Genomic DNA, 18,553 nt, shown 5'->3' with positions numbered 1-18,553 from the left:
AATGTATTCTTTGTTAGATAGAATAAAAGACTCTTGAAAAATTAATTTTGGAACACCTATTAGCTTTATCATAAAAAAGTCGAGAAATTCTATTTTATATAGGTAGATATCAGTATAGGCTCCATATATTAATTTATGTATTTTTAACTATCAAGAGGAATTGAAGCTTTTACTATGCAATTGATAAAAGTGACTATGATACAAACCCACGCATTAATAGAAAAAGTACATATACAGTAAAGAGAGTTAAAAAACTCTAAATTTTATTATAAAGGAGATTATAAAATATGAGTGAACAATGTCCAATTAATGTACCATGTCAGGTAGTAGGACAAACCCAAACACCATTAAGTGATGCACCTGTAACGCCAATTACTACTCCGGGAGCGCCAATTGTAAAAATACCGGTTGTATTAGCAGAAAGAACAATTCAAATTGTTGTAGAATCTGATATTTCATTAGATCCTCCAGCGGTTGAAATTAAACGTATCTTAAAAAATGCATTTTTAACACAATGTAAGTTAGTTCCTGTAGCATTTACTCCAGTACCAGGTACACCTTACCGCCGAGTTACAAGAGCAAAATTATTTGTACAAGGATATATTCGTAAAAACATTGAATATGCAAATGACGAGTGTAATGGTGTGCTATATGACCGCATTGCTAATGTTCCATTTTCTGGTTTTGCTGATTTAACAGCTGGTGATTTTCTATCACAAGCTATAGTGGCTGCTTCCTCAGATACTACTTCTCACTTTATTAATCCTAAAAATGGTGATCTACCACGTTTAGACAAATACTTCTTCGAAAATACAGTTTTTTATAATGAACAACCGTATTGCGAATTAGTCAGCGCTCAATTTTTTGAATTAGACTTTTCACCTTGTCCAACAGACCTAAACGAACCATTTGATACTCTTCGTGAAAAAATTGTACTAGATCTTACTTTAAAAGTTTTACAAGTACAACAAGTACAAGTATAAAACTAAAAAAGCATTGTCTTTGATAAAAAGACAATGTCTTTTTTATTATTATAAAACATATATAATGATGAAATGGTCGCGTACAAAAAACATATTTTTATGAATTTCATTAGACGGGGGGATGGTGATGAAAAATCCATGGGTTGGTCAGGAAATATGGAACAAAGTTTATAAAGGGAAAAAGCTGAATGTTCAAGATGATGCACGCGAAATAAGAAAAAAGGAAAAAATTGAAGAAACAGAATCAGAGAAAGAAGATAAAGCAATTGAATTAAAGAAAGAAAGTAAAAAAACAGAATCAAAAAAGGGAGATAAAGCGATTGAATTAGAGAAAAAAAGTAAAAAAACAGAATCAAAAAAGGGAGATAAAGCGATTGAATTAGAGAAAAAAAGTAAAGAAACTGAGTCGAAAAAAGAAGAAGAAACAATTGAATTAGAGAAAGAAAGTAAAGAAACTGAGTCGGAAAAAGAAGAAGAAACAATTGAATCAGAGAAAGAAAGTAAAGAAACTGAGTCGAAAAAAGAAGAAGAAACAATTGAATCAGAGAAAGAAAGTAAAAAAACAAAGTCAAAAAAAGAAGAAGCAGTTAAATCCGAGAAAAAGAGTAAAGAAACAGAGTCACAGAAAAAACGTCAAGATTCAGAATCAAAAATAGAGACCTTAGTACGTTCAAAAGTAGTAAAAACCCCATTTTCTATTATTTCAGATGTGACTAGTTTTATAAAATTCCCTAATATGAATGTGAAAAATCAAGAAGTATTTGTATTTCGGAATCAAAAAGATGAAAGGGGTTGTGAATTGGATACTAAGTTATTAACTACAGTGCAACATTATCAAGGAGAAGTTAATTGTAATTTAGTTTCTTCAAACCTTTATGAAAAGAGAGTGCTTTTAGAACTTTCTAATCAAAAAATAAAAAGTAATATGGAAGAGAATTGGGTAGGAACATCTTCGTGGATTCCTATACACGGAATAATTTTAGATAAGGAGGATGAAGGAGGAGTAAATAATTATATACCTGCGAAATTACCAATAGAAATAGGGAAGTATAAAGGTGAAATTAATTTACGAGAAAAAGTGGTATTTAAAGAAAAAGTTATAGAAATAAAAGAGGTGTCACAGGAAATTATTTTAACAAAAAATGAGTTTTTATTACCAAAAATAATAAGGAAAGGAAATAATCCATCTAAAATTGAAAAAGGGAGCTTACTCGTAGAAGGTTATATTTTTCAATGTATTGAATTTATATCGGAACGAAGTACACCGCATGATAACGCGTATCAGTTAATACAAAACCTTGTATTGGAATTAACTGTGCAATTGTTACAAGAACAGGAAGTTTGGGTGCGGATTAGATAATTAATCATCTCTACATCAATTAGTTAAAAATTTCTTCAGGAAAATGTATTAGAGAAACTTAAAAATAATGCTAGCAAGTTTGTAAATGAGCTTGCTAATAAGCGTTTGGGAAAGATATGAAATACAATTGATGGATCGCTTTAAAAAACTAATTCTTTTAATAGATGAAATGGATAAATCTTTGTTAAAACATGAGGTGTAACACAAAGTGTATCCACCCCCATTATAGAAAACTTACAATTTAAACAGTAATACATGTTTATCATAATGTTTTAAACACCAATTATATTTTTTTAGAATAATTGGATGGACAACTTCTTTCGTAGTATCGACCTCAGTATAGCCATATTTCTTATAAAAGTTTTCTAGTTCCTCAAAAGGAAGACAATACACATTTTGTACTTGTAATTTTTTCGCAGTTTCTACTAAAAATGAAACAAGTTCCCCAGCTAATTGTAGACCTCTAAATTTTGGGAGAATAAAAATCCCACCCATTTCTATAGTATTATCATCTATTTTGACTAGTCGTCCAACACCTGCGTACTCATTGTTGTATGTAATGATTGCAACTTTATCTCGCTTTAAATCGCTCCGTACAAATCCTATTGATTCGTATTGATTATTAATCCATTCTAGATCATTATATGTAGCCAGTTGAATACTCATATGCATCCTCCTTCAGAAAACTTTTACTATTTCCATTATACATAATATATTTTCAGGAAAAAGTGGTTAAAATGGCATGATTTTTATTAACAGTTCAAGTTTTGGAGAATAGTGCATACAATATAAAGTGTTTTCCTTTCTTCATTTAAGTTTTACGTATATAATTTAAAAGTACTATTTTTATTTTATTATTTTATATTTATAACAGAATAGAGGTTTAAAAATGGGTGTTAAAATCATTACGGATAGTGCGGCGGATTTACCGGTAGAATTGCTGCAAGCATATGATATTGATTTAATTCCACTCCGTGTATATGATGAAGCAGAAACAGAGTATTTAGATGGAGTTACATTAGAGTCAGTTACATTATTGCAAAAAATGAGAGAAGGCGCTGTTTATAGAACATCATTGCCTTCACTTGAAACTTTCCAAGAAAAATTTGTTTCTTATGCAAAAGAAGGTAACCCTTGTATATATTTAGCTTTTTCATCTGAACTGTCTGGTACATATCAATCTTCAATTGTCATTAAAGAGGAAGTAAAAGAAACATATGCAGATTTAGATTTGGAGATTATTGATACGAAATGTGCTTCGCTTGGTCAAGGGCTTGTCGTTTTAGAAGCTGCTAAAATGGCGAAAGACGGCGCATCAAAAGAAGATATTTTAAAACGTGTCGTTTTTTTAATGAACCATATGGAACATATCTTCACTGTGGCTGACTTACAGTACCTTGTTAGAGGTGGACGTTTAAGTAAAGTAGCAGGTTTTATCGGCGGTTTATTAAACATTAAGCCGATCTTAAATGTGGAAGAAGGAAAACTTGTACCACTTGAAAAGGTAAGAGGGAAAAAGAAAGTACTTGGCCGAATTGTAGATATTATGGAAGAGCGTGGGAAAGAACTTAAAGGTCAAACAATCGCAATGACTCATGGCGACGACTTAGAAACAGCTGAAGCGTTAAAAGCATTAATTACGGAAAGATTCGGCTGTGAAGTATTTATCGTAAATACAATTGGAGCAGCAATCGGTGCACATACAGGACCTGGCGTTATAACATTATTTTTCTTAAATGAAGTAGAGTAAAGGATTGATTTTTTGATCAATCCTTTTTTATTTTTAATCTGTGATAATTGGTCGATATGGTATTGGTGAAGTGATACTTATATCAGTAATCGTGTACAGAGATAATAAAGTTGTTTAAAAACGCCAGTCATGTTATTCAACAATCGAACTATATAACGAAACGATTTCTTGTCAAAATTAAAAATATTTGAAATAATTGTTATTAAGTTAAAGGAGGGCGATTACAGAAAAGGTGATACGACTTTCTCTTACTTAAGAATTGTGGAATAGTTAAAGAATCCGATTAATTATATTCCGAAAGGGTGTGTATAATATATTATCAACTAATGTTTTTACTTATAAATTTAAGGATGGACAAACAGTAATAATTAGAGAAGCTAAAGAACAGGACGCAGAAAGAATGCTAAATGCTGCTTCAAAAGCTTTAATAAATGCTCCATACATGCTAAGTACGGTTGAAGGTGTAAAAAAGATGAGTGTTGATGCTATTCAAAAAACGTTAAAAGCTTATCATGAAAATCCAAATTATGTACAGTTTATTGCTGAAGTTGATGGTAAGTTAGTCGGTGCAATCGATTTTAAGAACGGAAACAAAGAAAAAATTAGTCATCAAGGGGCTTTTGCGATGACCATACTACCTGAATATCGAAATTATGGTATTGGAAGAGCTCTTCTAGAAACGTTAATCAATTGGGCTAAAAATAACAGTAAGATTGAAAAAGTTTGTCTTGAGGTAATGGAAGATAATCTAGGTGCAATCCAGTTATATAAGAATCTAGGATTTTTTGAAGAGGGTAGAAAAGCAAAGGGTGTAAAATTGGATGACGGCTATCAAAATTTAATATTAATGGCTTTATTCGTTTAAAATTGAACATTATTCAACAATAGGCGCTATTGTTGAATAAAAATTAGATTTTCAAACGACTTTATTGTTATATTTTTAAGTACAGTGAAGTATCTTATATCGAAAATTATACATCTATATTTTAACCCCGTCCTAAATTTAGAACGGGGTTATGCTTGTTTTAGGTTTAAAAGTAAATAACTTTATTGTCTTTTTTACACATCGTATCATTCATGTGTTTATGCTATTTGTGATTGAGTGGTGAAAGAAACGAATATAAATCTAGTCCTGCTCATCAAAAAACGAAATATTTAAAGATATTAAAAAATTGTAGTTTCATATATAATTGGGTAGGGAGAAATATCTGTAACTATTTGTAAAAATAGGAGGCGGCTATAAAAATGCATGAAATTGCTAGGTGGGATTTAGATCGATTATATTCGTGTGAAGATATTATATTTCCGATATTAGAGTTGAAAGAACAATATATAGTGACAAAGGATGTGGAAATCCTTTCAAAACTTATACAGGCTATTGAAAAGGCAGAATACTATTTGTATTGCCGATCGGCTGAAGAAAGTGTTTCATCTGACAATACTATATTGACTGTGAAAGTAAAGGAACTAAAAAGTGAAGTACAGCAAGTAATACAACAAAGTGAGGTGGCAATTTCTGATAATATTAATACTAGGTTCATAAAAGATGAACTAAATGCGTGGGAAAATATGTACATACAATTAAGAAATAAGATAGAAATAGAGCACAATAATAAACAATTATCATTTGGTCAAGCAAATCATATTGCAATGAATAGTGATAATGAAAAGGAAAGGTTAGAAGTATTCGAGTTACTTACAAGTGCTTTGCATAAGGAAAAAGAAATCTTTGCTACTGTATTAAATCAAATAGGGCGATTACGTAATACAAAAAGTAACGAAATAGGGGATAGAGAGATTTTAACACAATCTCTCCAAGCGAATGAAATCTCTGAAACTGTATTATTACAAATGTGGGATGCGACAGAAGAAAATCTAGATAAATTAGCCAGCGTTTTAAAAGTGTATAAGAACGGAAAAGCTTTCATTACATGGCATGAACTTATGACAGTAAAGAAAAATAATGAGGCTATTATTCCTTTTTCAGAAGCAGTACAAAACATATATGATGCATTAAAAGATATTAATGAAGAATTGGCAGAATTTGCACGTAATGCGATAGAAAGTGGATGGGTAGATGCTGAACCGAGAGAGAATAAACCACCAGGTGGTTTTTGTGCTCCATTTTTCATTGAGAAAGAATCACGAATCTCCATGCGTTATGATGGGAGTATAGATAGTGTAAGAGTACTTGCTCATGAGCTAGGACATGCTTGGCATTTTTATAATATGAGTTTTGAACACTCTACTTCTTTTTTAGATGATTATTTGCCAATGAGTACAGCTGAATCAGCGTCTATTTTCTTTGAAACAGTACTCATAAACTATTTAATCGAAACAACAAAGTGTATAGATATGAAAAAGTCATTACTTAGCTGGAAAATAAGAAATACTTTTAATTATGTTATGGCCATTCGAGCATCATTTCAATTTGAGAAGAATTTTTATGAAAAATGTAAAGAAGGTCCCATAAGTGCTGACGAAATTGAGAAGTTATCTATATTGGCACAAGAAGAAGCATATGGACATGCTTTAAGTGAATATCAGCCGTTCGTGTGGATTAAATATATTCAATTTTATATTGCGGATGTTCCTTTTTACAATTATCCGTACACATTTGGATATTTAGCAAGTTTTAGTTTATTAGAAATAGCGAAGCAAAACTCAAGTACATTCCATTTAAAGTATAAAGAATTTCTACGAGAAACAGGAAAAGCTCCAGTAGAAGAGCTCATGAAAAAACATTTTCAAATAGATATAACAAGCTATGAATTTTGGGATAAAGCTTTTATACAAATTTCTAAAGATATTGATGAATATTTGCAGCTTATGTAAGGAGAGGATGACATGTTTCAAGCACTAATTTTCGATATGGACGGAACGTTATTTCAAACAGATAAAATTTTAGAAGTATCGCTAGATGATACTTTTAATCATTTGCGGTCACTACAATTATGGGATGCAGTAACGCCAATTGATAAGTATCGTGAAATTATGGGTGTGCCGTTACCGAAAGTTTGGGAGACGTTATTACCAGACCATTCTATTGAAGTGAGAGAACAAACAGACGCATATTTTTTGGAAAGATTAATTGAAAACATAAAGAGCGGAAAAGGTGCTTTATATCCGAATGTAAAAGAAGTATTTACGCACATAAAAGAAAATAATTGTTCAATATACATTGCTAGTAATGGCTTAAAAGAATACTTACAAGCAATCGTATCTTATTATGCTTTGGATCAGTGGGTTACTGAAACATGTAGTATTGAACAAATACAATCGCTAAATAAAAGTGACTTAGTCAAAACCATTTTGAGCAAATATGATATAAAAGAGGCAGCCGTAGTTGGAGACCGACTATCTGATATAAATGCAGCGAAAGATAACGGTTTAATTGCGATTGGATGCAATTTTGATTTTGCACAAGAAGATGAACTGGCTCGTGCCGATATAGTAATAGATGATTTAATGGAGTTGAAGGGAATATTGTCTGAAGTGCAGAATACGCATGCTACGAATTGAATAAGGTAACAACCATAAAAATGCTCAGAATAAATGATTCTTGAGCATTTTTATATATTTTTATATTAAGGGAGGGAATTTACTTGAAAGATATACATATTCAACAAATAGAAAATTTAATGAAATATGAAATTAGTCATCTCGTTCAGGACAGTAAGGAAGGAGGTTTTAACTTCCTAATAAAATTAATAAATGAATATGAAAACAAAATAAATGTATTTAATAAAACTGGAGAATGTTTATATGGTATTTTTCAAAGGGAAAAGTTAATTGGAATAGGAGGGCTAAATGAGGATCCATATACAGAAAATAATAAGATTGGTAGGGTAAGAAGATTTTATATTGCAAAAGAATACCGAAGGAAAGGATTAGGGAGGTTACTGTTAGTGCGAATTTTAAGTGATGCTAAAAAATATTTTAATATCGTTGTCTTAAATACAGATACGGAACAGGGTGACAAATTTTATACTTCGGGTGGATTTGTGAAAGGGAAAAAATATGTAGGAGCGAGCCATTATTTGAACTTATATAAAAGGATGTAGTGAATTATTATTTATCCACTTTGACAGAACTTTTGTTCTATTTTTATGTGGATTGATGATATAATTCATTTGAATCTATTATTAGAATGGGGAATTGGATGATGGAAGAAAATAAAATTATTCATGATTTCAATGAATATTCAATTTGGTTAAATACATTGAAAGGTATGAAAGAAGAATTGTGGGTGGCATCAATATCAGAGGGGAAATGGACTATTGGTGAGATTGTATCTCATATTATGAATTGGGATGAATGTCTTTTAAGTAAGGTCTTACCATCAGTGAGAGAAGGACAGGGAGTGGAGTTCCCTGACTTTAATACATATAATAAAATAGCCTCTAGTTATGCCAAATCGGGTATATCTAAGATGAAACTTCTTGAAGAAGCAAAAACAAAAAGAGAGTTACTCGTAAAAGAACTTAGTTTATTGCCTGCTGGAAATCTAAAGAAACCTGTAACTGCCAATGGAGTATCACATTGTCCTCATACTGGAACGCCGTATTCTCTTATATATATTATTAAAGAATTTGTAGATCATGATAAACATCATAAAAGACAGGTTATGCATTTTTTTAATGAAAATCAAGTTGTTAACCGATAAAGAAAGATCCTGCAAATGATATTTGTGGGATCTTTCTTAAATTATAATGTAACATTCATTTGTTTCAATAATCTATTTGGATTACCTTTTACATAATAAAAATGCGGATTATTCTCATCATCATATAGCATAATATAAGGTTTTTCATTTTGTGGGAGCAGTATAAGTACTTCGTCTATTGTAGTATGTAACCATTGATTCGTAATAGAAATAGGTTTAGATAAAGGGATTTTTATCATATGTCCATCTTTCGGAACGACGTTTAAGTTTTTAAATGGTCCAGTTATTGCTTTAGCGTATTGAACTGCTTCTTTTTGGATTGCTGGATCTAAAGATTGTTTTTGAATGACCATTTCTTTTTTGCAATCAAACACTTCAATTTGTTGATTTGTATTTGCGAGCACATTTGTTGATAATAGGAAGAAAAGAAGAGAAATGAACCCGATTTTTTTTTTCATAATACAACACCTCATCTTTACTATACCCTCAAAAGGTTTAAATATTTTTCTGTCACATACATGTAACAAAGAAGTTGTATGATACAATTGGTTTTTGTTTAAAAGTAATGGAGGATAAATTATGAAAGTATTGATTGCAGATGATGAACAAGATATGTTGAAAATTTTAAAAGCTTATTTTGAAAAAGAAGGCTTCGAAGTTTTATTAGCAAAAGATGGAGAGGAAGCACTTCAAATTTTTTATGATGAGAAAATAGATTTAGCTATTTTAGATTGGATGATGCCGAAACATAGTGGTATTACAGTCTGTCAGGAAATAAAAAAGAATTCAAGTGTAAGAGTGTTAATGCTTACGGCAAAAAGTGAAAGTGAAGATGAATTAGCAGCGCTTCAAAGCGGGGCAGATGAATATGTGAAAAAACCATTTCATCCAGGAGTACTAATTACCCGAGCGAAAAAGCTTGTACAACAGGATGATGTAATTCAAGTGCAAGATGTAAAGATAAATTTCGCCAAAAATAAAGTATATAAAAATGATATAGAATTAGATATTACAAAAACAGAACTAGAATTAATAAAGTGCTTTTTAAATCATAAAGGAATGATTTTAACGCGTAAAAAATTGTTAGATATCGTATGGGGATTTGACTATTTTGGAGAAGAGAGAACGGTTGATACACATGTGAGGAGATTGCGTAAAAAAATCGGAGAGAATATTATAAAGACGCATCGTGGTTTAGGTTATAGTCTGGAGGAACAAAGTGAATAAACTTGGAAAAAAGCTATTTTTCAGCATTTCTTTAACGGTTATTCTTATTTTTATGATCTCTTTATTATTAATTAATTATCTTTTACCGAAATATAATATTTATAAAACACGTGAAAACTTAAATAAATTTACAATGCAAATACAAAATACATCAGTAAAAGATTTAGAAGATGTTATCCATACAATTGAAAATGAAAGTAATGTTTCAATTGTGTATACGCCAATCAACCAGTCAATAGTTGATATGAACGAAGCACTACACACAAAACTTATGAGAAAGAAGGTAACATTAAATAAACTGTGGATTACGAAAGACGAAGTCATAAAAGTGAAAACGGAAGGGCAATCGAATAAACTATATGATCAAGGAAAGGTAAAAGCAAGCTTTTTTGCTAAATATATTGCGAAAGATGATACGATAATTTTAATTGGGACTTCTATTGCAAATTCAAATGAAATTATTAATACGTTAAATACATTCTACTTATACATTTTGTGTTTCTCAATCCTTCTCATTATTTTACTTGTGTGGATACTTTCAAAAACAATCACGACACCATTGAAAGAATTAAGTGATGTCGCAGAAGAAATTTCACGTTTGAAGTTTAAAAGAACGAAAGTGAAAACGAACGATGAAATAGGAGACTTAGCCAATAGTATCAATATTATGAGTGATAAATTGCATGAAGCACATCAAGATTTAACAGATCGTAATGAACATTTAAAACAATTTATGGGTGATATGACTCATGAATTAAAAACACCTATCGCATTAGTAAAAGCATATTCTATGGGAATAAAAGATGGTTTAGATGATGGTACGTACGTAGATACAATTATTAAACAAACTGATCAAATTTCAAATCTAATTGAAGAGTTATTACGATTTTCTAAACTAGAAAGAGATATATTACAAAAAGAAGAATTCCCTATTGAGCCACTAGTCCAAAGTATAATAGATAAACATAAGATTGAACTGGAATCGAAAGAAATCAATTTGCAAGTGAACAATACTGTTGGTGATACAATCATTTATGCAGATTTAAATAAAATGGGAATGGTGTTTCAAAATTTAATTTCTAATGCGATTAAATATACAACGAATCAAAATGTGGAAATTTATTTACAAAATAGAAACGATGGTATATATTTTCAAATTCAAAATGGTATTCATGCTGAACAAATTAAAGATATCGATAAAATTTGGGAACCATTTTATGTATTAGAATCTTCTCGTAGTAAAGAAAAATCAGGTACAGGATTAGGATTAGCGATAGTGAAAAGTATTTTAGAAAGACATGGTTTTGAATATGGAGTCTCTACTATAGATGGAGAGATACAGTTTGATATTTATATGAAGAAGGGCTAATTAAAAACTAAAAAACATCGTCTATTTTCAATAGGAGACGATGCTTTTTTATGATTATAAGACAGTATTAAGTGGAACTATATAATTTTGAAAGCTCGTAGGGAGAATGTTCTACAAATTGCTCAAGTTATTGTATAAAATATAAACTGAATTTTCAGTAATTTTGTTGTATAGTAAGAAGAGAAGTATTGGGGAGGGAAGGGCATGGAGAAAAAGAAAATTGCAATTACACTATCAGCTATTTTATCTTTATCAATTACATCAGGAGTTTCTACTATCACTGCGTATGCAGAAAATAAGGAAACAAACACTAGAAATGAAAATGGCGTTAAGTTAAATGGAAAAGTTTCAGAAGCATTACATTCGAACACAAAAATTGAATTAGAAAATGGGATGACAAAACCTATTTACTCACTTGATGAAGCGATTATTGAAAATTTGTTTGTAGAAACAGAAGTTGATAGTGATCGCGATGGTAAAAAGGATCGTGTATCAGTAAAGGTTATGCGTCCAAAAACTGATCCGAATGTGAAAGTTCCTGTTATTTATGAAATGAGTCCATATCGAGCTGGATTAAAAGATGTTCCTGTATATAATGTAGATGAAGAATTGTATGCGTATGAAGGAAAACCGTATGGAGCGGTTAATCTTGGTTCGTACGGAAACTATTACGTGCCAAGAGGTTATGCAGTTATTTTAGGAGAAAGTATCGGTACTGGAAAATCAGATGGCTGTCCTACGACTGGAGACGAACAGGAAATATTGGGGACGAAGTCTGTCATTGATTGGGTAAATGGGCGTGCGAAAGCATATACAGAAGATGAAAAAGAAGTAAATGCAAATTGGTCTACTGGAAATGTAGGTATGACAGGGGTTTCTTATAATGGTACGTTACCAAATGCTGTTGCGACGACTGGAGTTGAAGGGTTAAAAACAATTATTCCAATCGCAGCGATTAGTAGTTGGTATGATTATTATCGTGCAAATGGCGCAGTCATTGCGCCAGGTGGGTATCAAGGGGAAGATACAGATAATATGGCAGAAGCAGTACTAACAAGGGAAAACCCTGAAGTTTGCGGACAAGTTATAAAAGAGCTCACTGATGGACAAGACCGGAAAACTGGTAATTATAATGATTTTTGGGATAAACGTAACTATGTGAAAGATGCTAAAAATGTAAAAGCGAGCGTATTTGTCGTTCACGGTTTAAACGATTGGAACGTAAAAACGAAGCAGTTCGCGCAATGGTGGGATGCACTTGGAGAAAATGATGTACCTCGTAAAATGTGGTTACATCAAGGTGGACACGGCGGAACATCAAGTAATAACTGGCAGCAAACACAAAATAAATGGTTAGATTATTGGTTGTACGGAATTGAAAATGGAATTATGGATGAACCAATGGTTGATGTACAACGAGAAAATAAAACATGGGAAAAGTTAAAAAATTGGCCAGATCCAGCGGCTGTGCCGTCAAAAATCCGAATGTATTTAAGTAATAAAGCAGTCAATTTGCCATTAAGTATGGGATCTGCTAATAAGACTTTCTCATTCGTAGATGATGCAAAAATGAAATCAAACCAATTAGTAGCAAACCCGGAATTAGAAGTAGCAAATCGATTAGTGTATACAATGCCAGTATTGCAAAAAGATACACGAATAAGCGGTACAGCACAAGTTTCATTCAAAGGAAATATTGACCGTTCTGTAGCGAATTTAACAGCTTTACTTGTTGATTACGGTGGAGCAAAGCCTGAAATCGTCACGAGAGGCTGGATGGACCCGCAAAACTTAAATAGTATAAAAAATTCAACAGCACTTCAACCTGGAAAAGATTATACATTTACATGGGACATGCAGCCAGATGAATATGTCTTTAAAGCGGGGCATCAAATTGGAGTGGTTTTAATTGCTAGCGACTATGATTATACAATTAGACCGAAAGCGGGTACGAAGCTTACAGTAAAATTAAGCGAAGTAATATTACCGATTGTGAAATAAATGATTTTTAATGAAGAGCTTACTATATAGTAAGCTCTTTAAATTTTGGGGTGTAATTGTTTATCAATACGAGGAGGCGATTATGAATTTCTATTAAAAATACTTACAACAAATAAAACAATTGCATTTAGGATTAAAATTCCACTAAAGATAAGCCCAGCAGCACCTCCAGCGAAACCATCTCCAACTTTTTCACCAATTACATGCATAGTCGCGAAGAAAATGATGGGGGAAGAAAGGATGAAAATGCCACTGGCAATTTTCCATATTCGCCTATACTTCTTTGCAATAAAGAAAATTAGAGCATTAAAAGTGATAAGAAGAAAAAGAAATCCAATTAATGAATTCATCATATCATCCTTTCGAAATAAGTCTGAATTTTCAATTTATATATATTCATTTTGAAGGAAATATTATACAATGTGATTATATTCTATGGAAAGCGAGTGATATAGTATGACAGTCAGCTCTTTCGAATTTTCATTAAAATTAAAGGTACAGGAAGATTAATTGAATTGAAATCTTCCGTACGTATAAAACGGAGGAGAAAATAAATGTTTAGTTTTTATAGTACACTTTGTACGGAACTTTATGATTACACAAAGCCTGTCGGTTATTCTTTAAATGGTGATATTGAGTATTATGAAGAACGTTTAAAAAATTGTAGAGGAAGAATTCTCGAAGCAGCGGTAGGATCAGGGCGTGTCATCATCCCACTTCTAGAGGCTGGATTTAAAGTAGATGGGATAGACTATTCACCTGAAATGCTAGAATCGTGCCGTATACGATGTAAAGAGAGAGGATTACATCCTAATCTATATGAAGGAAGCTTACAAAAATTTTCACTGCCACATAAATATGAGGCAATTATCATTCCTACTGGATCTTTTTGTTTAATTGAAAATCGTGTGGATTCTATAAACGCATTGAAATGTTTTTATGAGCACCTTAAGCTAGGTGGTCGGTTAATCGTCGATATTATGCTTCCGCATGACTGGAAGACTGGAGAGATTCATACATCAAATTTTTCTTTGCCGAGTGGTGACGGAATTACATTAGAAAATAAATCAATTGAAATAGATTGGCTGAACCAAATTACTGTATCATATTTAAAATATGAAAAGTGGAGTAAAGGACAGTTAACGCAAACAGAACTACAACGTTTTGCAATGCGGTGGTATGGTATAGAAGAGTTTAAACTCCTTTTAGAAAGTATTGGTTTCTCTAACATTACTTGCTCTGCTGACTATGTATATGAAAAAGAGCCGTCAAATGCAAATCAAATGGTTACATTTGAAGCTGTGCGAAAAAAATAGTACAGAAACTATTAATAAAAATAAGGCAATCGATACGAAATCGACTGCCTTATTTTCTATTTTGTGTAATTGTTTATAGAGAGCGATAGGAGGGAAATAAATGAAATTCATATTAATATTTGGCCCACAAGCAGTTGGGAAAATGACAGTGGGGCAAGAATTAGCAACATTAACCGGTTTAAAACTTTTTCATAACCATATGACAATTGATTTAGTAAGTCTAATTTTTGATTACAGTACGAAAGAAGCAAAAAGACTAGTAAGTTTATTTCGTAATGAAATATTTGAAGAAGTATCTAAAAGTGATTTATCTGGAATGATTTTTACTTATGTATGGGCATTTGACCTCCAATCCGATTTGGATTATATACATCATGTAGTAAGTATTTTTGAATCAAAAGGTGGGACGGTGTATTTTGTAGAGCTGGAAGCGGAATTAGATGAAAGGTTAGAACGGAATAAAAGCCCGCATAGATTAGAACATAAACCGAAAAAAAGAGATATTGAATGGTCTGAAAATAATTTAAAAGAAACGATGAAAAAGCATAGATTAAACTCTCTTCATGGTGAAATTGAAAAAGAAGAGTATATAAAAATTAATAATACTTACTTGAGTGCAAAAGAAGTAGCGGAAATGATTAAAGAGAAGTTTCGATTGTAAAATTTTTAAATGCTGATACGTTTTCATTGTCCAAGCATTCTCCTACTACCTACATATACTATTTATGTTAAAATCGGTCACTATTTTAAACAGGACTGCTATTTTAATATATACAACTATTCAAGGAAGAGGGGAGAATAAATTTGGAAAACGAAGAACAAGGAAGAATTGAAAATCAAGTGTATTCTAATCGGGTAGTTAGATCAGAATTTGATGAGAATTGGGAAACGTGTATTTCAAAAAGCGGTTATGTAATCTATGTAGCTACAAGTGATCATGCGGAAGTAATAGTACTTCTTGCAGATGGTTCAAGTAAATTATTAATCTTTGGAAAAGGCGGTAAAGTAGTAGTAGGTGGCGGCGGAACGAGTCATTACAGCAAACCACATATTGCAAGAAATATATAAGGTAGAACGTGTTAATTAAAAAGACACTTGAAAACGGTTAGTCACTCATGTTTAAAACATGATAGACGAACCGTTTTTATTTGTTTAAGTGATTTTAGAAAAACTTAATTTATTATTAACTTATGCATCATTCATATCATTTCGTCAAATGAATGTCACATAAAGGTTTTATAGTGTGAGTAGGAAGTGAAACATACACAAAGCAGGAGATGAAATGATGAAAAAAGCGTTGCAATATATATTCATATTACTTACGTTAGTAACAGTAACGAATGCCCTTTATTCAAAATATGAGAAGTATAAAGAGATTGACAATAATAAACAAATAATTGGTGAAGTTGCTAAGAGGTATGGTATTCCAGATTGGATTCCACTATCTATCGCAGACCACGAAACAAAATTGAATCGAAAAGCGATAGGGGATAATGGCACATCATTTGGATTATTCCAATTGCATCGGGGCGGATTAGCACCAGCCTCGTTATCTGAAGAAAGTTTAATGGATTCACAAATCAATGCAAAAATAGCAATCACTAATATGGTCAAATCATATGAGCGCGGTGTGAAAAAAGGATTAAAAGATTGGGAGTTATTAAAATATGTCGCTAATACATCAGGATGGCCAGGTAATTTAGGAGAAGACTGGACGGATAAAAACACGAAATATAATATAGGTTTGGAACAATCATATAAGCAATATAAGAAAGTGAATTAAGAAAAGCATTTCCTATTTTGGGAAATGCTTTTTCTATGTTATAGTATAATAGTGTTTTAAAATGATGTTATTTTAGTATACTTCAAATTTTGTTATGTATTATTTTTATATTAAATAATCATTTAAAGTATTTTTTTATATAAGGAGCAATAATTAGAGAAATGAAAAATATAGACTTTATACTAGAAAGTGATGAGACATTAAAACCGTCAGAACGATTAGTACTATTATTATTAGAGAAGCATAGAATGTTATATACAAACGATCTATTGGCATTGTCTAATTTATCATATAAAACATTAACGGATTCATTAACTGCCCTTGTTTTAAAATCATATGTGTTAAAGGAAACAGGTAAGGGGAGAAGGCAAAATTGTTATAGATTAGTATGATAAGTCTGCTCATTTTAGAGGGTTTATACGTATTTTTTTCAAATGAAAGGTTAAAATACATTTTAACTTTCAAATGATAAATGTTTATTAGGCAGCTATTTTTTGATATGCATAATGTGCTCGGTTTTTTAATATATATTTTTATTTCATTATTATAAATCAAATTCAGTTAAGGTAAAAACGATGAAATTATTTAAAGAATTATAAAAATGAAACATAAAAAACAATCCATCTAACAAATGGATTGTTTTTTTTATTGGGATAATAAATTATAAAAATAATAGTATTATGTAAACAATTTTAAATGGAGAAGTAATGCGCCGTTAGTAATAGAGTTTATCACGCTATTTGCCGGGAAGTAAAACTCCCACCTCAAAACTCGGCTGGGGCAAAGAAGTTAGGTGGGAGTGGGGCTGGACCGATTGGTGAGGGCTGATAATCAGTGGGGGTGAACATAACCCACATTGATTAAAGTTTTACTTTATAAAAATAAAAATGTTATATCTTAATAAAAAGATGTAATTGTAGAATGATTCATATTAATATTAGTTATAGGTTGGCATAAAATTCAACTTGTAGTCTGTAGTAAAATGGAACGATTGAATTAAATAATAATTTATTTTTAATAAAGGTGTGAGATTAATGGATGAAACGCAAGTAATGGTTTATTTCAATCTGTCCGGAGATGAATTTCCAGTAGAGGTTGTTTCTGAAAGATTGCAAGTAAGCCCAACTATAAGTTATAAAAAAGGGGACATAATTAGAAAAACAAACGAAACTGAAAACATAACAAGAAACTATACATCTTGGCAAATAAGTACAGGATATCAGGAATCATTAGATGTAGGAGATGTAATGGAGCAAGTAATTCTAAAACTAAAAGATAAGTCAGCCATTATTAATGAACTAAAAAGAGAATTTGGATTAGAATGTAGATTCACTATTGTAATTAAAATAAATGATGGCCATACACCAGCTGTTCATTTAGATAATCCAGTAATTGATTTTGCTAACAGTATTAAAGCTGATTTTGATATTGATTTATATGCGAATCCTTATGTTGAGGAGATAAAATAAAGTGCTAATTAAAAAAACTCTTCTACAATAGTAGAAAAAGAATAACATAAACTACTATTTTATTGCAGCATACATAAAAAATTTCGATGTAAATATGGAAATGTCGTCGAATGCTATCTTTAATTGGTTAATTTGTGAGATATTTTTGTGAAGGAACTTATTTTATAAGAATAGAATTTAGTTTAGTAAGAAAACGTGCCTATGGTAGTGAAAAATATGGGTTGGGGGGACTTGAAATGAGGAAACTCAAAAGAGTAAATGTTCCTAATATACCAGAGCAACTATCACAACCTAGTGACAATCGTACTATAAACAAAAAGAAGTTAAGACGACTTATTTTAATGGTTCTTTTTATTGCAGCGACTACTTTGTATGTTCAATATATTTTAACGAAACAGCAAGAGATAATAATGAATAAAAAAGATACGATTACAAATCAAAAGAAACAATTAGTTACATTAAAGAAGGATCAATCGTTTCTAAAGACTAACATTGAGAATTTAACGGATAATGAAGAGGAAATTTTGAAGTTTGCGAGAAAAGAGTACCAATTTTCTAAGTCAAATGAAACGATTTTCGTATTACCAAAGTAATGAAACAGTTAGCGTTGGCTAACTGTTTTTTATTTG

21 protein-coding genes are annotated in these 18,553 nt (G+C 31.2%); 18 read left to right on the top strand and 3 right to left on the bottom strand.

Translation table 11 applies throughout. The annotated features are described in order from the left end of the window. The first annotated feature begins 287 nt into the window (after positions 1-287). Together F0362_RS14180 and F0362_RS14170 are read left to right on the top strand one after the other, a co-directional pair. Positions 288-983, top strand: a complete 696-nt coding sequence (locus tag F0362_RS14180) for a CsxC family protein (RefSeq protein ID WP_001295000.1) — start codon at positions 288-290, stop codon at positions 981-983. 127 nt (positions 984-1,110) lie between these two features. Further along, a complete protein-coding gene (locus F0362_RS14170) occupies positions 1,111-2,343 on the top strand; it encodes a BC_2427 family protein (protein ID WP_000795520.1) in 1,233 nt (410 codons plus the stop codon). A 234-nt stretch (positions 2,344-2,577) separates the two neighbouring features. Here the strand turns inward: F0362_RS14170 and F0362_RS14160 are convergent, their stop codons facing one another. Further along, positions 2,578-3,009 carry a GNAT family N-acetyltransferase gene (locus tag F0362_RS14160; protein WP_000027173.1) on the bottom strand — a complete coding sequence of 144 codons (432 nt, stop codon included), beginning with the start codon at positions 3,007-3,009 and terminating at the stop codon, positions 2,578-2,580. Positions 3,010-3,232: 223 nt separating this feature from the next. Between F0362_RS14160 and F0362_RS14155 the strand changes: the two genes are divergently transcribed. The 6 genes from F0362_RS14155 to F0362_RS14130 all read left to right on the top strand — a co-directional run bounded on the left by F0362_RS14155 (position 3,233) and on the right by F0362_RS14130 (position 8,759). After that, complete coding sequence (locus F0362_RS14155) at positions 3,233-4,093, top strand: DegV family protein (protein WP_000538271.1); 861 nt, start codon at positions 3,233-3,235, stop codon at positions 4,091-4,093. Between the two features lie 304 nt (positions 4,094-4,397). Further along, a complete protein-coding gene (locus tag F0362_RS14150; protein ID WP_000282372.1) occupies positions 4,398-4,958 on the top strand; it encodes a GNAT family N-acetyltransferase in 561 nt (186 codons plus the stop codon). 380 nt (positions 4,959-5,338) lie between these two features. Then, complete coding sequence (locus F0362_RS14145) at positions 5,339-6,928, top strand: M3 family metallopeptidase (protein ID WP_000544325.1); 1,590 nt, start codon at positions 5,339-5,341, stop codon at positions 6,926-6,928. A 12-nt stretch (positions 6,929-6,940) separates the two neighbouring features. Beyond that, entirely contained in the window at positions 6,941-7,615 is a 675-nt protein-coding gene (locus F0362_RS14140) for an HAD family hydrolase (protein WP_000484700.1), read from the top strand. A gap of 83 nt (positions 7,616-7,698) precedes the next feature. Next, positions 7,699-8,157, top strand: coding sequence for a GNAT family N-acetyltransferase (locus F0362_RS14135; protein WP_000651690.1), 459 nt, complete (start codon positions 7,699-7,701; stop codon positions 8,155-8,157). 101 nt (positions 8,158-8,258) lie between these two features. Beyond that, positions 8,259-8,759: a DinB family protein gene (locus F0362_RS14130; protein WP_000392137.1), complete on the top strand. Its 501-nt coding sequence runs from the start codon at positions 8,259-8,261 to the stop codon at positions 8,757-8,759. Between the two features lie 41 nt (positions 8,760-8,800). Here the strand turns inward: F0362_RS14130 and F0362_RS14125 are convergent, their stop codons facing one another. Then, entirely contained in the window at positions 8,801-9,217 is a 417-nt protein-coding gene (locus F0362_RS14125) for a hypothetical protein (protein ID WP_000726753.1), read from the bottom strand. Positions 9,218-9,338: 121 nt separating this feature from the next. Between F0362_RS14125 and F0362_RS14120 the strand changes: the two genes are divergently transcribed. The 3 genes from F0362_RS14120 (at position 9,339) to F0362_RS14110 (ending at position 13,356) form a co-directional block, all read left to right on the top strand. Further along, the gene (locus tag F0362_RS14120; RefSeq protein ID WP_000865955.1) at positions 9,339-9,986 is read left to right on the top strand and encodes a response regulator transcription factor; all 648 of its coding nucleotides are present in this window, start codon (positions 9,339-9,341) and stop codon (positions 9,984-9,986) included. Beyond that, positions 9,979-11,355 (top strand): HAMP domain-containing sensor histidine kinase, encoded by a 1,377-nt coding sequence (locus F0362_RS14115; protein WP_001037230.1) that lies wholly within the window; start codon positions 9,979-9,981, stop codon positions 11,353-11,355. The genes F0362_RS14120 and F0362_RS14115 overlap by 8 nt, the downstream gene beginning before the upstream one ends. Before the next feature lie 204 nt (positions 11,356-11,559). Continuing rightward, entirely contained in the window at positions 11,560-13,356 is a 1,797-nt protein-coding gene (locus tag F0362_RS14110) for a Xaa-Pro dipeptidyl-peptidase (protein WP_149889838.1), read from the top strand. Positions 13,357-13,436: 80 nt separating this feature from the next. Here F0362_RS14110 and F0362_RS14105 read toward each other — a convergent pair whose 3' ends face one another. Further along, complete coding sequence (locus tag F0362_RS14105; protein ID WP_001086637.1) at positions 13,437-13,706, bottom strand: hypothetical protein; 270 nt, start codon at positions 13,704-13,706, stop codon at positions 13,437-13,439. Positions 13,707-13,910: 204 nt separating this feature from the next. Between F0362_RS14105 and F0362_RS14100 the strand changes: the two genes are divergently transcribed. From F0362_RS14100 to F0362_RS14070, 7 genes are all read left to right on the top strand, one after another. Then, positions 13,911-14,672 (top strand): class I SAM-dependent methyltransferase, encoded by a 762-nt coding sequence (locus F0362_RS14100; RefSeq protein WP_000490896.1) that lies wholly within the window; start codon positions 13,911-13,913, stop codon positions 14,670-14,672. A 100-nt stretch (positions 14,673-14,772) separates the two neighbouring features. After that, positions 14,773-15,333 (top strand): AAA family ATPase, encoded by a 561-nt coding sequence (locus tag F0362_RS14095; protein WP_149889837.1) that lies wholly within the window; start codon positions 14,773-14,775, stop codon positions 15,331-15,333. A 143-nt stretch (positions 15,334-15,476) separates the two neighbouring features. Next, entirely contained in the window at positions 15,477-15,740 is a 264-nt protein-coding gene (locus tag F0362_RS14090; RefSeq protein WP_000426647.1) for a hypothetical protein, read from the top strand. 214 nt (positions 15,741-15,954) lie between these two features. After that, positions 15,955-16,455 (top strand): hypothetical protein, encoded by a 501-nt coding sequence (locus F0362_RS14085; protein ID WP_002048324.1) that lies wholly within the window; start codon positions 15,955-15,957, stop codon positions 16,453-16,455. Between the two features lie 161 nt (positions 16,456-16,616). Further along, complete coding sequence (locus tag F0362_RS14080) at positions 16,617-16,847, top strand: hypothetical protein (RefSeq protein WP_000789036.1); 231 nt, start codon at positions 16,617-16,619, stop codon at positions 16,845-16,847. Between the two features lie 642 nt (positions 16,848-17,489). Next, positions 17,490-17,924 carry a DUF4279 domain-containing protein gene (locus F0362_RS14075; RefSeq protein WP_000344618.1) on the top strand — a complete coding sequence of 145 codons (435 nt, stop codon included), beginning with the start codon at positions 17,490-17,492 and terminating at the stop codon, positions 17,922-17,924. Positions 17,925-18,160: 236 nt separating this feature from the next. After that, the gene (locus tag F0362_RS14070) at positions 18,161-18,517 is read left to right on the top strand and encodes an FtsB family cell division protein (protein WP_001228732.1); all 357 of its coding nucleotides are present in this window, start codon (positions 18,161-18,163) and stop codon (positions 18,515-18,517) included. Positions 18,518-18,553: the final 36 nt, after the last annotated feature.

Origin of the sequence: Bacillus sp. BS98, from assembly GCF_008432245.1 — a bacterium.
GTDB classification, from domain to species: Bacteria; Bacillota; Bacilli; order Bacillales; family Bacillaceae_G; genus Bacillus_A; species Bacillus_A toyonensis.
This window is presented reverse-complemented; position numbering and strand designations above follow the sequence as displayed.